Source organism: Amycolatopsis camponoti, from assembly GCF_902497555.1.
Lineage (GTDB): Bacteria > Actinomycetota > Actinomycetes > Mycobacteriales > Pseudonocardiaceae > Amycolatopsis > Amycolatopsis camponoti.
Map to the genome: position 1 here is coordinate 1,950,111 of NZ_CABVGP010000001.1, position 14,721 is coordinate 1,964,831.

The 14,721-nt window shown below is 71.7% G+C and carries 12 protein-coding genes; 5 read left to right on the plus strand and 7 right to left on the minus strand.

The genetic code is table 11. The annotated features are described in order from the left end of the window. Positions 1–52 precede the first annotated feature (52 nt). The 4 genes from AA23TX_RS09405 to AA23TX_RS09420 form a co-directional block, all read right to left on the minus strand. On the minus strand, positions 53–613 hold the full coding sequence (locus tag AA23TX_RS09405) for a dihydrofolate reductase family protein (protein ID WP_155542173.1): 561 nt from the start codon (positions 611–613) through the stop codon (positions 53–55). Between the two features lie 78 nt (positions 614–691). Then, a complete protein-coding gene (locus tag AA23TX_RS09410) occupies positions 692–1,342 on the minus strand; it encodes a DUF899 domain-containing protein (RefSeq protein WP_155542174.1) in 651 nt (216 codons plus the stop codon). After that, positions 1,339–1,770, minus strand: a complete 432-nt coding sequence (locus tag AA23TX_RS09415) for an SRPBCC family protein (RefSeq protein WP_155542175.1) — start codon at positions 1,768–1,770, stop codon at positions 1,339–1,341. The genes AA23TX_RS09410 and AA23TX_RS09415 overlap by 4 nt, the downstream gene beginning before the upstream one ends. After that, positions 1,763–2,092, minus strand: coding sequence for an ArsR/SmtB family transcription factor (locus AA23TX_RS09420; protein WP_155542176.1), 330 nt, complete (start codon positions 2,090–2,092; stop codon positions 1,763–1,765). Before AA23TX_RS09420 ends, AA23TX_RS09415 begins: the two co-directional genes overlap by 8 nt. A gap of 138 nt (positions 2,093–2,230) precedes the next feature. On the opposite strand from AA23TX_RS09420, the gene icmF reads away from it, so the two are divergent. Further along, positions 2,231–5,464 (plus strand): fused isobutyryl-CoA mutase/GTPase IcmF, encoded by a 3,234-nt coding sequence (gene icmF / locus AA23TX_RS09425; RefSeq protein WP_155542177.1) that lies wholly within the window; start codon positions 2,231–2,233, stop codon positions 5,462–5,464. Here icmF and AA23TX_RS09430 read toward each other — a convergent pair. Next, positions 5,461–6,144, minus strand: coding sequence for a class I SAM-dependent methyltransferase (locus tag AA23TX_RS09430; protein WP_155542178.1), 684 nt, complete (start codon positions 6,142–6,144; stop codon positions 5,461–5,463). The genes icmF and AA23TX_RS09430 overlap by 4 nt on opposite strands. Before the next feature lie 76 nt (positions 6,145–6,220). On the opposite strand from AA23TX_RS09430, the gene AA23TX_RS09435 reads away from it, so the two are divergent. Continuing rightward, positions 6,221–7,051 carry an LLM class F420-dependent oxidoreductase gene (locus AA23TX_RS09435; protein WP_155542179.1) on the plus strand — a complete coding sequence of 277 codons (831 nt, stop codon included), beginning with the start codon at positions 6,221–6,223 and terminating at the stop codon, positions 7,049–7,051. On the opposite strand, the gene AA23TX_RS09440 is transcribed toward AA23TX_RS09435, so the two are convergent. Together AA23TX_RS09440 and kstR are read right to left on the minus strand one after the other, a co-directional pair. Continuing rightward, a complete protein-coding gene (locus AA23TX_RS09440; protein ID WP_196425250.1) occupies positions 7,005–7,697 on the minus strand; it encodes a maleylpyruvate isomerase family mycothiol-dependent enzyme in 693 nt (230 codons plus the stop codon). The two genes, AA23TX_RS09435 and AA23TX_RS09440, sit on opposite strands and share 47 nt — an antisense overlap. Beyond that, a complete protein-coding gene (kstR, locus tag AA23TX_RS09445; protein ID WP_155542181.1) occupies positions 7,694–8,332 on the minus strand; it encodes a cholesterol catabolism transcriptional regulator KstR in 639 nt (212 codons plus the stop codon). The genes AA23TX_RS09440 and kstR overlap by 4 nt, the downstream gene beginning before the upstream one ends. Before the next feature lie 140 nt (positions 8,333–8,472). Here kstR and AA23TX_RS09450 point away from each other — a divergent pair, with 140 nt between their 5' ends. From AA23TX_RS09450 to AA23TX_RS09460, 3 genes are all read left to right on the plus strand, one after another. Further along, positions 8,473–10,524 carry an acyl-CoA dehydrogenase family protein gene (locus tag AA23TX_RS09450; protein ID WP_155542182.1) on the plus strand — a complete coding sequence of 684 codons (2,052 nt, stop codon included), beginning with the start codon at positions 8,473–8,475 and terminating at the stop codon, positions 10,522–10,524. 93 nt (positions 10,525–10,617) lie between these two features. Continuing rightward, on the plus strand, positions 10,618–13,509 hold the full coding sequence (locus AA23TX_RS09455; protein WP_155542183.1) for a DEAD/DEAH box helicase: 2,892 nt from the start codon (positions 10,618–10,620) through the stop codon (positions 13,507–13,509). Next, complete coding sequence (locus AA23TX_RS09460) at positions 13,509–14,669, plus strand: SWIM zinc finger family protein (RefSeq protein ID WP_155542184.1); 1,161 nt, start codon at positions 13,509–13,511, stop codon at positions 14,667–14,669. Before AA23TX_RS09455 ends, AA23TX_RS09460 begins: the two co-directional genes overlap by 1 nt. Positions 14,670–14,721 lie beyond the last annotated feature (52 nt).

The following is a 14,721-nucleotide window of genomic DNA, read 5'->3' on the forward strand; positions in this document are numbered from 1 at the left end:
GCACCACGCCGGTCGATCGCGCGCGGGGAAGCGCGGGATCGCCGGCGCCGTTTCACGCGCGCCGCAGGCGCAGCAGCACTACCCGTCCGTCGAACGTGCGCGACTCGGCCAGCTCGAGCCCGAGCCGTGCCGTGCCCTCGGCGAACGGGCGCTTGGTGCCGCCCAGGATCACCGGGTGGACGAACACCTGGTACTCGTCGATCAGCCCGTGGGCGGTCAGCTCGGCGGCCAGCTCCGCGCCGCCCATCAGCAGCACGTCCTTGCCCGGCTCGGCCTTCAGCGACGTGACCACCTCGGGCAGCGCGCCCCCGACCACCCGCGTGTTCCAGTCCGCCTTCTCCAGCGTCCGCGAGAACACGATCTTCGGGGTGGACCGCCACACCGGCGCGAAGGCGATGTCGTGCGGGTGGTCGGAGGTCGTCTCGGCGGTCGGCCAGAACGCGGACATCATGTCCCAGACCTTCCGCCCGTAGGCGAACTCGCCGTAGCGCCCGGCCAGCTCCTGCGAGTAGCCGGACAGCTCCGGTCCCATGACCGGCCAGTCGAACTCGCCGGCCGGGCCCTCGACGCAGCCGTCGAGCGAGGTGTGGACCATGTGGACGATCTCGCGCATTTCCGTCTCCTTCTGAAGTGCTTTCACCGGGAGGTCGGAGCCGCGCGGGCAGACCGGACACGGCCGCCCGGGGAACTTTCAGTATTCGTCGTGACGGCGCCACCACGAGCTCGGCGCGTCGTCGCCGTGGCTGTCCTCTTCCCACGCCTCCTGGCGCCCCAGCGGCGTGACGTCGAGGTAGCGGTGGGAGGCCAGGAACATCTCGCCGCCCCGGCCGGAGGTGAAGTACGTGCGGTACACGTCGTCGCCGTCGCGCAGGAACACGCTCACGCCGAACCCCATCCCGACGCCGCAGTCCTCGGTGAACCCGGTGCCGTGCGCGGACACCCACGGCACGTCCCAGCCCATCCGCGCCCGGTACCGCTCGATCTCCAGCAGGGTCGCCGGCGCGACGACCTTGAGCGTGACGTCGCGGGCGTGCAGGTGCGCCAGGTGCGGCATGTTGTCGACGAGCAGGGAGCAGCCGGGGCAGCCCGCCTCGTCGCCGGGGTGCAGCATGAAGTGGTACACGATCAGCTGACGGCGGCCCTCGAACAGGTCGAGCAGCGTGACCGGCCCGTCGGCGCTCTCGAACGGGTACTTCGCGTCGAAGCGGACCATCGGCAGCCGCCGGCGCTCGGCGGCGAGGCGGTCGGCCGCCTTCATGTGCTCCTTCTCCTTGACCAGCAGCGCGTCGCGCGCGGCCTGCCATTCCTCCGGCGTGACGATCTGGGGCTGGGTGGCGGTCATCGGGCGTCCTTTCCTCGGATGAAGCCGGTCAGGTCCTCGAAGCTGGAGTTCCAGCCTTCCTCGTGGCCGTCGCGTTCGGCGGCGGTCGGGAAGCCGGTCTGGGTGAACGTCATCTCGGTCTTGCCCCCGAGGTCGGCGAAGCCGATCGTCACGAGCGTCTCCTGCCCCTGGGCTTCCCAGGCGAAGGTGAACGCGAGCCGTTCCGGGGCGTCGACCTCGCGGTAGACGCCGTGCATCCAGTGGTCCTCGCCTTCGGGGGAGTGGATGCAGGCCCGCCAGCGGCCGCCGGGGCGCGGGTCGGCAGTCACGGCGGAGCAGGTGAAGCCCTGCGGACCGAACCAGCTCGCCAGGTGGTCCGGTTCGGTCCAGGCGGTGTAGACGAGTTCGCGCGGGGCGTCGAAGACGCGGGTGATGGTGAGGTCAGGCATCGCCGGTCAGGCTCCTCAGGTGCTCCTCGAGGCGGTCGAACCCACCGTCCCAGAACCGGCGGTAGGTCGCGACCCAGTCGGCGACGTCTTCCAGGGGTTTCGCCTCCAGCCGGCAGGGCCGCCACTGGCGGGTGCGGCCGCGAGTGATCAGCCCGGCCTGTTCCAGCACCTTCAGGTGCCGGGAGACGGCGGGCAGGCTCATCGTGAACGGCTCGGCGAGCTCGTTCACGGTCGCTTCGCCCGCCGACAGCCGGGCGAGAATGGCACGCCGGGTCGGGTCGGCGAGCGCCGAGAACGTCCGGCTCAACTGGTCAGTGGTCATTTCAGCACCTTGTTAATTAACGGACTCGTTAAACATAGCGCCGAGCTGGCCGATGTCAAGTTCTCCTGGAGAGCTCGTGAGAGCCGTGTCACGGGTCCTCGGGTTCCCGATAGTAGGAAGTCAAAGTATTCTCAGGGGATGAGCAGTGAGCTGTACCGCCCCGCGCACCCCGTCCGGTTCGTCACGGCGTCGAGTCTCTTCGACGGTCACGACGCGTCGATCAACATCATGCGGCGGATCCTGCAGTCGCAGGGCGCGGAGGTCGTGCACCTCGGCCACAACCGGTCGGTCGACGAGGTGGCCACCGCGGCCATCGCCGAAGACGTCCAGGGTGTCGCCATCTCGGCTTACCAGGGCGGGCACGTCGAGTACTTCTCCTACCTGGTCGAGCTGCTGCGCGAGCGCGGCGCCGGCCACATCAAGGTCTTCGGCGGCGGGGGCGGGGTGATCGTGCGCGAGGAGATCGACCTGCTGCACTCGCGCGGCGTCGCCCGCATCTTCTCGCCCGAGGACGGCTACGAGATGGGCCTGCCGGGCATGATCAACCTGATGATCAAGGCCTGCGACGTCGACCTCGCGGCCGAGGCCCCGGCGCTGGACAAGGTGCTCTCCGGCGACGTCGCCGCCCTCTCGCGCGTCATCACGCAGCTGCAGGCGGAGCGGCTGCCCGGCGACCTGCTCGGTGGTATCGCCGAGGCCGCGGGCAAGCGGGAGGTGCCGGTTCTGGGCATCACCGGCACCGGCGGCTCGGGCAAGTCGTCGCTCACCGACGAGCTGATCCGCCGCTTCCGCCTCGACCAGGAGGACAAGCTGCGGATCGCGGTGCTCGCCGTCGACCCGTCGCGGCGCAAGGGCGGCGGCGCGCTGCTCGGCGACCGCATCCGGATGAACTGCCTCGACGGCTCCCCGGTGTACTTCCGCTCCCTGGCGACGCGCACGACGTCCGGCGAGATCCCGGCCGGGCTGAGCGAGGCGATCCAGGCGTGCAAGGCCGCCGGGTTCGACCTGGTGATCGTCGAGACGCCGGGCATCGGCCAGGGCGACGCCGGCATCGTCGACTTCGTGGACGAGTCGCTGTACGTGATGACGCCGGAGTTCGGCGCCGCGTCGCAGCTGGAGAAGATCGACATGCTCGACTTCGCCGACGTCGTCGCGATCAACAAGTTCGAGCGCCGCGGCGCCGAGGACGCCCGCCGCGACGTCGCGCGTCAGCTGGTGCGCAACCGCGAGGCCTTCTCCCAGGGCCCGGAAGACATGCCGGTGTACGGCACGAGCGCGGCGAAGTTCAACGACGACGGCGTCACCGCGCTGTACCAGCACCTGCGCGGCCTGCTCGCCGAGCGCGGGCTGACCGTCTCGGCCGGCACGCTGCCGAAGGTCGAAGGCAAGGTGTCGACCGACGCTTCGACGGTCATCCCGGGCAACCGGGCCCGCTACCTGGCCGAGATCTCCGAGACCGTGCGCGGGTACCACGCGAAGACCGAGGCGCAGGTCGCCGCGATCCGCAAGCGCGAAGCGCTGGCGCTGGCGCGCACCGAACTGTCCAAGGTGGATGCCTCGACCGACGCGCTCGACGGGCTGCTCGCCGCGGCCGAGTCCGATGTGGACGGCGAGTCGACAAAGCTCCTCTCGCGGTTCCGTGAGCTGGCCGAGGAGTACCGCCAGGACGAGCTGGTCGTCAAGATCCGCGACAAGGAGCTGCGCACGCAGCTGTGGCGCGACACGCTGTCCGGCAACCGGATCCCGCGCGTCGCCCTGCCGCGCTACGCCGAGTCCGGCGAGCTGCTGTCGTTCCTGCGCCGCGAGAACCTGCCGGGCTACTTCCCTTACACCGCTGGTGTCTTCCCGTTCAAGCGCGAGGGGGAGGACCCGGCGCGGATGTTCGCCGGTGAGGGAGACGCGTTCCGCACCAACCGCCGGTTCAAGATGCTGTCGGCCGACTCCGAGGCCAAGCGCCTCTCGACAGCGTTCGACTCGGTGACGCTGTACGGCCACGACCCGCACACGCGCCCGGACATCTACGGCAAGGTCGGCACGTCGGGCGTGTCCATCGCCTCGCTGGAGGACATGAAGGTCCTCTACGACGGCTTCGACCTGACCGCGCCGAACACCTCGGTGTCGATGACGATCAACGGCCCGGCGCCGACGATCCTGGCCTTCTTCCTCAACACCGCGATCGACCAGAAGGTCGAGGAGTTCAAGGCCGAGCACGGCCGGAACCCGTCCGACGAGGAAGCCGCCGAGCTGCGCGAGTGGGCGTTGCGCAACGTCCGGGGGACGGTCCAGGCCGACATCCTCAAGGAGGACCAGGGCCAGAACACCTGCATCTTCTCCACCGAGTTCAGCCTCCGGATGATGGCCGACATCCAGGAGTGGTTCATCGAGCACGGCGTCCGCAACTTCTACTCGGTGTCCATCTCCGGCTACCACATCGCGGAGGCCGGGGCGAACCCCATCTCGCAGCTGGCCTTCACGCTGTCGAACGGCTTCACCTACGTCGAGTCGTACCTCGCGCGCGGCATGGACATCGACGACTTCGCGCCGAACCTGTCGTTCTTCTTCTCCAACGGCATGGACGCGGAGTACACCGTGCTCGGCCGGGTGGCGCGGCGGATCTGGGCCGTGGCCATGAAGGAGCGCTACGGCGCCAACGAGCGGTCGCAGAAGCTGAAGTACCACGTGCAGACGTCGGGGCGCTCACTGCACGCGCAGGAGATGAGCTTCAACGACATCCGCACGACGCTGCAGGCGCTCTGCGCGCTCTACGACAACGCGAACTCCTTGCACACCAACGCGTTCGACGAGGCGATCACGACGCCGTCGGAGTCTTCGGTGCGCCGGGCGATGGCCATCCAGATGATCATCAACAAGGAGTGGGGCCTGTCGAAGAACGAGAACCCGCTGCAGGGTTCGTTCGTCGTCGACGAGCTGACCGACCTGGTCGAAGAGGCCGTGCTGCTGGAGTTCGACCGGATCTCCGAGCGCGGCGGCGTGCTCGGCGCGATGGAGACCGGTTACCAGCGCGGCAAGATCCAGGACGAGTCGATCCTGTACGAGCGCAAGAAGCACGACGGCTCGCTGCCGATCGTCGGCGTCAACACGTTCCGCAACCCGCGTGCGGGCGAGGACGACGTCGAGGTCGAGCTGGCGCGCGCGACGGAGGACGAGAAGAAGTCCCAGCTGGACCGCCTGGCGGACTTCCAGCACCGCCACCACGAGGAGGCCCAGCAGGCGCTGAAGACGCTGCGCGAGGCGGCCACCCGCGGCGGCAACCTGTTCGGGGTGCTGATGGATGCCGCGCGGGTGTGCTCGCTGGGTCAGATCACGGAGGCGTTCTTCGAGGTCGGCGGGCAGTACCGCCGCAACGTCTAGCGGCGGACCGCCGTCAGCTGCCAGACCGGGACGAGCACCCGGCCGTCGTCGTCGGTGTCCAGCCGGTCCAGGCCGGCCGGGTCCGCGTCCAGGATCGTGCGGATGCTCTGCTTCAGCTCCTCCGCGGTCATCGACGTCGTGTAGACGGTCGGCTCGAGCTTCTCGATCGTCCAGTCCTTGCCGACCGTCTCGCGCAGGTTGGCCTCGCTGATCAGGTACGGCGCCGGGAACGCGTCCGGCACCTCGGGGGAGAAGGCGAACAGGTGCAGCCGCGCGCCCGGCCGGGTCGCACGGGTCAGGGCGGCGAGGTACCGGTGCCGCTCGTCCTCGCCCAGGCAGTGGTAGAGCGCGCTGTCCAGGACCGTGTCGAAGCGTCCTTCGTAACCTTCGAGCTTCGTCGCGTCGGCCACCGCGAAGGTGACGTCTTCCGTGCGGGTGCGGGCCTGCTCGATCGCCGAGGGCGCGCCGTCCAGCCCGGTCACGTGCAGGCCGCGGGAGGCGAGGAACGCCGAGTTGTCGCCGAGGCCGCAGCCGATGTCGAGCACCTCGCCGGTGAACTCGCCGGCGTCGGCCAGCGCGACCACCGCGGGTTGCGGCGCGCCGATGTCCCACGGCATCTTCCGGCCCATCGGCGTGGTGCCCCGGTAAAGCTCTTCGAAGTCGATGTCCTGCACGTCCATGACCACCCCATTATTCAACGTATGATGAGATCACTTCATCATGCACCCACCGCCGACCTGGTGGTAGTGGTTGGGTATGAAATTCGGGATCTCGACGTTCGTGACCGACGAGGGCATCCGGCCGGACGTGCTGGGTGCGGCGCTGGAGGAACGCGGCTTCGATTCGCTGTTCCTGGCCGAGCACTCGCACATCCCCGTCAGCCGGGAAAGCCCGTACCCGGGCGGAGGCGACCTGCCGGAGAAGTACAAGCGCACGCTCGACCCGTTCGTGGCGCTCACCGCCGCGGCCACCGCGACGTCCGAGCTGCTGCTGGGCACCGGCATCGCGCTGCTGATCCAGCGCGACCTGATCCACACCGCCAAGGAGGTCGCGTCGCTCGACCTGATCTCCGACGGGCGCGCGCTGTTCGGCGTCGGCGTCGGCTGGAACCGCGAGGAGATGCGCAACCACGGCACCGACCCCAAGACCCGCGGCGCGCTGATCGACGAGCAGCTGGCCGCGCTCAAGGAGATCTGGACCAAGGACGAGGCCGAGTTCCACGGCGAGCACGTCGACTTCGACCCGATCTACGCCTGGCCGAAGCCGGTGCGCAAGCCGCACCCGCCGATCTACATCGGCGGGGAGAGCGAAGCGGCGCTGAACCGCCTGGTCCGCTACGGCGACGGCTGGCTGCTGCGCGGTCACACGCACTTCGACGAGGCGAAGCGCGTCCGCGGCTGGCTCGCCGACCAGGGACGTCCGGACATCGAGTTCGCCGTCTTCGGCGGTGACACGAAGGCCAAGGTGATCGACGGCTTCCGCGAGGCGGGCGTCGAGCGCTACACGTTCCTGCTGGAGACGCTGCCGGAGGCCGAGACGCTCAAGGCGCTCGACGAGCTGGCCGAGGTGGTCGCCGCGCACCGCTGACGGGCCACGGTCCCAGGTCCGGGAGGTCGCCGGCCAGGCCGGTGCCGGCGGCCCGCCCGGACAGCCATGCGGCGAGGTCGCGCACGGACCCGGTGACTTCGGTGTCGCCGGCGCCCCAGCGGTGGTCGCCGGCGCGGACCGCCACGCCGTCCGGCAGCCGGCCCTGGAGGAAGTCCACGGCGTGGCCGCAGAAGTCGTCGGGCCAGTCGGCGAAGCCGATGCCGACGTCGAGGTCGACGGCGTGGATCCAGACCTCGCGCCAGCGGGCGAAGACCGTGCTGGACAGCTTGCCGTCGCGGTAGTCGACGTGCTGCTCCCAGTCCCTGACGCGAGCCCACGCGTCTTCGAGCCGGACGGAGTGCCGCAGCAGGTCCCGCCGGTGCTCCTCGGCGCTGCGGCCCGCGGTCGCCTCGATGATGCCGTCCCGGTCGTGCGTTTTCGGGTCGTAGAGCGGGACGAGCACGCCGAGCAGTGCGTTCTCGACCAGGTCGGCGAGCGCGCGCCCGGCGTCGGTGACGTGGGAGAGGACGTGCCCGCGAGTCCAGCCGGGCAGCGGCGACGGCTCGCGCACCTGCTCGTCGGTCAGCGGTTCGAGGGCGCGGTGCAGCCTGCTGTGCGCCTCGGCGACCGCGGCCGCCGGGATCACTTGTCGAGCAGCAGGTGCACCGACAGTTCGAGGCGGTTCGCGACGTCGGCGGCGGACGCGCGGCGGGTCACCCACGCCACCAGGTTCGCCATCCAGACGTCCGCGACGACGTGGAAGATGTCGCGGTCGGCCTCGGTCGGCTCGGTGATGCCCATCGCCTGGGCGAACATGTTCTCCATCAGGCGCCCGACCTGCTCGACCTCGGCCGCGGCGGAGGTGTCGGCGAACATGAACGCCCGGACCATCGCCTCGGTCAGGTGCGGGTCGCGCTGCATCAGGCGGGTGTTGCGGCCGAGCACGAACATCAGCCGCTCGGCGGGGGTGTCGCCGGGGATGGCCTGGCGTTCCAGCTTCTCCTGCGCGCGCTCGAATTCGCGCGCGAGACCGGAGACCAGCAGGTGGATCTTGGACGGGAAGTACCGGTACAGCGTGCCGAGCGCGACGTCGGCCTTCTCGGCGACGGCGCGCATCTGCACGGCGTCGTAGCCGCCTTTCGAGGCCAGTGCGAGGGTGGCGTCGATGATCCGGCGACGGCGGTCGCGCTGGGCGGCCGAGCCGAGTTCGTCGGCGCCGATCGCGCTCAGGCCGTTCCCGCGTGCCTTCGCCGGCGCTTTGGCTTTGCCGGGCATCGGCATTCCCCCGTCCTTCGGAACTTGTTCCAGTTCACGACGTAGAGTACCTGTCCTGGCGAAACGTTCAACAATTGACCCACTGGCCGAAAAACTGTAACACGTTCTACACTCGCGAGTAGTGTCCCATGTCGCGAGGAGGGCCCATGCCGGTCGCGCTCACCGAGGAACAGGCCGCGCTGGCCGAGGCCATCCACGCCTGGTCCGCCGCGCACCACCCGCGAGAAGCGGTGCGAGCGGCGGAAACCGGCTCGGGCGCCGGGGTCCCGGCGAGCTTCGCGGGGCTCGGCCTGTTCGGCGTCGCCCTGCCCGCCGCGGCCGGCGGTGCGGACGGCACCCTCGCCGACCTGGCCGCCGGGCTGGCCGCGGCGGCCGAAGAACTCGTTCCCGGTCCGGTACTGAGCACCACGCTCGGCGGGCTGCTCCTGGCGGAGGTGCCGGAGGCGAAAGAGCTGCTCCAGGCCGTTGCCGAGGGGGAAGCCACGGTCGCGGTCCTGCTGGACGAGCTGGTCGACGGCGTCTCCGGGCCGGTGCCCGGTGTGGACTCCGGGACCTGGCTGGTGGTGCCGGTCGAGGGTGGTCACGTGCTGCTCGCGCCGGGGACGCCCGGGCTGAGCGTGGAGCCGCTGACGCCGTTCGACTTCTCGCGCCCGCTGGCACGCGTCCGGTTCTCCGGGAGTGCCGACGTCCTGACGCTGCCACCGATCGCCCCGCTGGCGGCGACCCTGGCTTCGGCCGAGGCGGCGGGGGTCGCGCGTCGCTGCCTGACCATCGCGGTCGAGTACGCCAAGGTCCGCGAGCAGTTCGGCAAGCCCATCGGCGGGTTCCAGGCGATCAAGCACCTGTGCGCCGAGATGCTGTGCCGCGCCGAAGCGGCCGAAGCGCTGGCCTGGGACGCGGCGTCCGGGCAGCACCCGCTTTCGGTGGCGAGCGCGGCCGTCGTCGCTCTCGACGCCGCCGTCGCCAACGCGAAGGACTGCGTCCAGGTGCTCGGCGGGATCGGGTTCACCTGGGAGCACGACGCGCACCTCTACCTGCGGCGGGCCGTGGCGTTGCGGCAGTGGCTCGGCGGATCGGGGCCGTGGCGGCGTGAAGCGGCTTCGCTGGCTCTAGCCGGGACCGAGCGGACGCTGGGCGTCGACGTCGGGGACGATCCCGCCCTGCGTGAGGAGGTGACGCGGATCGCCGCGTTGCCCGCGTCTTCGCAGCGTGTCGCCTTGGCCGACGCCGGATTGCTGACCCCGCACTGGCCTGAGCCCCACGGGCGCGGTGCCGACGCGGCGGAGCAGCTGCGGATCGACGGCGCGCTGGCGGCCGCCGGCGTCCGCCGTCCGGACCTGGTGATCGGCGCGTGGGCGGTCCCGACGATCCTCGAACACGGCAGCGACGAACAGCGCTCCCGGTTCGCGCGGCCGACGTTGCGCGGCGAAATCACGTGGTGCCAGCTGTTCAGCGAGCCGGGCGCGGGGTCCGATCTGGCGTCGCTGCGGACGGCCGCGCGGCGCGTCGACGGTGGCTGGCGGCTGACCGGGCAGAAGGTGTGGACGTCTTTGGCGCGCGAAGCCGACTGGGGGATCTGCCTGGCGCGCACCGACCCGGACGCGCCCAAGCACAGGGGGATCACCTACTTCCTGGTGGACATGCGCGCCGAGGGCATCACGACGCGGCCGCTGCGGGAGATCACCGGCGAGGCCGTGTTCAACGAGGTGTTCCTCGACGACGTGTTCGTGCCGGACGCCGACGTCGTCGGCACGCCGGGCGGCGGCTGGCGGCTGGCGCGCACGACCCTGGCCAACGAACGGGTGGCCCTCGGGAGCGGGTCCGCGGTGGGGGAGAGCGTGCAGTCGCTGGTGTCCACAGTGGACGTCTCGGCGCTGGACGACGTCGCCTTGGACCGGCTCGGCTCGCTGGTGGCCTTCGGGGTGGCGGGTTCGGTGCTGGACCTGCGGGCCGCCCTGCGCCGGCTGGAGGGGCAGGACCCGGGCGCGGAGTCGAGCGTGCGGAAGCTGCTCGGGGTGGCGCACCGGCAGGACGTCGCGGAGTTCGCCCTGGAGCTGGCGGGCGCGGGTGCGCTGGTCGCGGGCGATCCGGCCCAGCACGAGTTCCTGCTGACGCGGTGCTTGTCCATCGCGGGCGGCACCACGCAGGTCCTGCGGTCCCTGACCGCGGAACGCCTCCTGGGCCTCCCGCGTGGCTAGCTTCCCGGCTGGGTTGCCCGACGAGACGGTGCGAAAGGACCGTTCGCGCCGCCGGGGCCGAAACTGTCGGGGTCGTGTTCTAGCGTTGCCGTCGTGGAGTTCAGCACAGACACTCAAGCCACGTACCTTCCCGCGGATCCCCCGCGGGACGGCGTGCTGGCCTTGTGGGGCGACGACGTGGCCGGCGGGACCATGATCGAGCTCGTGCTGCCCCGGGGCGCGAAGTTCGCGCGCACGAAGGTCGACGCGGAGCTCGTCCCGCTGGAACGCGCGCTGCCTCGCCTGCTCGCGGTGGGGGAGGAGGCCAGCCCGGCCGTCGCGGCGTGGTCGGCGGCCGTCAACGCCGGGGTGAACCTCGTCGCGCGGGGGCGGCTGCGGCCCGCCGTCTCGCCGGCCGGGGCGGCGGCCTGGCGGATCGGGCCATTGGACGCGGCCGACGAAGAGCTGCTGCGCGGCCTGGCCGGCGCCCTGCCACCGGAGGCGTACGCCCTGCCGCTGACCGGGCTGAAACGCATCCGCCTGCACTCGCCGGACTCCCTGGTCCGCGCGCTCTGGGACGCGACCGCCGACCTGCTGGCGCGCAGCCCGGCGGCGCCGGTCGGGGCCGGCGACCCGGCGTTCGCGGCGCGCGAACCGGCGCTGCTCGGCCCGGACGGCGCGGCCTGGCTGGCCGAACTGGATGCCCGCGAACCCCGCGGCGTCCAGGTGCTGCTGCGGGTCGAGGGCCGGGACGACGACACGTTCGCCGGCGTGCTGGCGGTGCGCAGCATGGCGGAGGCGAGCCTGGTGGTGGAGGCGTCGACGCTGTGGGACGCGCCGGACGCGGTGCTGAACCGGCTCGGCGACCAGGTCGAGACGCAGCTGCTGCTCGGCCTGCGCCGTGGCGCGCGGGCGTGGGCTCCGCTGGAACGGGTGCTGGCCCAACCGGCCCCGGCGGAGCTGCCGTTGACGGACGACGACGTCGTCGACCTGCTGACCGACGGCAGCCGCGACCTCGGCGGCGCCGGCATCGAGGTGCTCTGGTCGAAGGGGTTGTTCGCCGGCGAGGTGAAGGCGAAGGCGAGCGCGACCCAGGCGCCGGCGAGCGTCACGGAGGCGGAGTTCGCGCTGAAGAGCCTCCTGGAGTTCCGCTGGCAGCTCAGCCTGGGCGGCGAGCAGCTGACCGAGGCGGAGGTCACGGCCCTCGCGGAGGCGAAGCGCCCGCTGGTCCGGCTGCGCGGGCAATGGGTACGGGTCGATCCGCAGCTGCTCGCGCGCGTCCGGGGCCGCACCCGCAAGCTCGACGCGGGCGAGGCCCTCGCGGCGGCCCTGACGGGCGAGCTGGAACTGGACGGCGAACGCGTCGAGTTCGCGGCACCCCCGGTGCTGGGCGATCTGGCTTCGCGAATCCGCGACCGGGAGGGCGCTTCGGTACTCCCGCCACCCGGGTTGCACGCGACGCTGCGGCCGTACCAGCAGGCGGGACTGGCTTGGCTGGCGACGATGACGGGGCTCGGGCTGGGCGCGTGCCTGGCCGACGACATGGGGCTGGGCAAGACGATCCAGTTGATCGCCCTGCACCTGCACCGCCGAGCACTGGCCTCCGCGCACCGGTCCGGGAGTGAGCCGATCACGGATCGGGGTGCCGTGCTCGCGGCGGGAACGGCACCTGCCGAGCCCGAGGCCCACAGCCATCCGCACCCGGTCGATGCCGCCGCGGAGCCGGAACCCGCCACCGTCCTCGATCCTTCTACCGCCGGCCCGACCCTGGTCCTCTGCCCGACCTCCCTCCTCGGCAACTGGGAACGCGAGTTCGCCCGCTTCGCCCCGGACATCCCGGTCCGCCGGTTCCACGGCGGCCGCCGGCACCTCGACGACCTCGCCCCCGACGAGGTCGTGCTCGCCACCTACGGCGTCCTCCGCCGCGACCGCGAGACCCTGTCCGAAGTGGACTGGGGCCTGATCGCCGCGGACGAGGCGCAGCACGTCAAGAACCCGCTGTCCGCCACGGCCAAGGAGCTCCGCAAGATCCCCGCCCGGGCGAAGGTCGCCCTCACCGGCACCCCGGTCGAAAACCGGCTGACCGAACTCTGGTCCATTGTGGACTGGACGACGCCCGGGCTGCTCGGTCCGCTCGACCGGTTCCGCCGTACCGTGGCGCGCCCGATCGAGCGCGACCGCGACAAGGCCGTCACCGAGCGGCTGGCCGCGACCGTCCGGCCGTTCCTGCTGCGGCGGCGCAAGTCCGACCCGGACATCGCCCCGGAACTGCCGCCCAAGACCGAGACCGACCGGTTCGTCCCGCTCACCGCAGAGCAGACCACGCTCTACGAAGCCGTCGTGCGCGAGAACCTCGCCGAGATCCGCGAGAAGCAGGGCGTCGAACGGCGTGGGCAGGTCCTGCGGCTGCTCACCGAGCTCAAGCAGATCTGCAACCACCCGGCCCAGTTCCTCAAAGAACCCCACAGCGCGCTCACCGGCCGGTCCGGCAAGCTCGCGGCGTTCGAAGAGCTGGTGGACGTCATCCTCGACGAGGGCGAGAGCGTCCTCGTCTTCAGCCAGTACGTCCAGCTCTGCCGGCTACTCGAGCGCCGTCTCAAGGACCGCGGCCTGCCCACCGAACTGCTCTCCGGGGAAAGCTCGCCCGCGAAACGCCAGGACATGGTCGACCGGTTCCAGGCCGGCGAGATCCCCGTGTTCCTGCTGTCGCTCAAGGCGGGCGGCGTCGGGCTCAACCTGACCCGGGCCACCCACGTCATCCACTACGACCGCTGGTGGAACCCGGCGGTCGAGGACCAGGCCACCGACCGCGCGTACCGCATCGGCCAGGACCGGCCGGTCCAGGTCCACCGGCTGATCGCCGAGGGCACCCTGGAGGAGCGGATCGCGCAGGTCCTGGAGAAGAAGCGCGGGCTGGCCGAGTCGATCGTCGGCGCGGGGGAGGACTGGATCACCGAGCTGTCCGACGACGAGCTCGCCGACCTGGTCCGGCTCGGGAGCGGGTGATGCCCCCGAGGCGGAACTTCGGCCGGACGTGGTGGGGTCGCGCCTGGGTCGACGCGCTGGAGCAGCGGGCGAAGCTCGACCCGAACCGGCTGCCCCGCGGGCGGACGTACGCGCGCAAGGGCACGGTCAGCGAGCTGCACTTCGGCGCCGGGGAGATGACGGCGCGGGTGCTCGGCAGCCGGCCGCAGCCGTACAAGGTGACCATCACGATGCGCACCTTCACCGAGGGCGAGTGGGACACGCTGCTCGGCGTGGTCGGCACGCAGCTCGGGCACGCGGCCGCGCTCCTCGACGGCGAGCTGCCGGCCGCGCTCACCGAGCAGGCCCGCGAGGCGGGCGCCGACCTGCTGCCCGGGCCGGGCGACCTGCGGCCGCGGTGCTCGTGCCCGGACTCGGCGAACCCGTGCAAGCACGTCGCCGCGGTGTACTACTTGGTCGCCGACGAGGTCGACCGCGACCCGTTCATGCTGTTCCTGCTGCGCGGACGCCCCCGCGCGGACGTCCTGGCCGAGCTGCGCTCCCGCCGCGCCCCGGCGCGCGGCGAGCGGCCCAAGCTGCCGAAGCGCGTGGACGAGGGACTGACCCCGCGCGCGGCCTACGCCCGCCGGCCGGGGGCGATCCCGGCCCTCCCACCGCCACCGCGGGTGGCCGGACCACCGGCGATCCTGGACCTGGACCCGCCGCCGAGCACAGGCTGGACGGCGGAGATGCTCTCCAGCCTGGCGGCGGACGCGGCCTCGCTGGCCCGCGACCTGCTGACAGGCGGTGCGAAGGCGGCAGAGCTGACGTTCGAAGAGGACTTGGCCCGCCGAGCGGCGGCCCGAACCGGCTCGGACTTCACCGCGCTGGCCACGGCGGCCGAGGTACCCGCGCGAGACTTGGTCCTCTGGGCGGAGGCGTGGCGCGAAGCGGGCCGCGCCGGCGTGGCGGTGGTGCGCGAGACGTGGCAGCCGGGCCCGGGCCCACTGGCGGAGGCTCAGGCAGTGCTGGCCGAGGCCGGGCTCCCGGGAACGCCGAAGGTCTGGCGCAACCGCTTGACGCAGGGAGAGCTGCAACTGCGCTACGGCCAGGACGCCCGCTGGTACCGCTTCATCCGAGTAGGCACGGAGTGGCGCCTGGACGGCCCACCTTCGGCAAGCCCGGTGGACCTGGCGTACTGACCACGGCTGCGACCAGCCGCCAGCCGCCAGCCGCCAGCCGCCCGCCGGATGG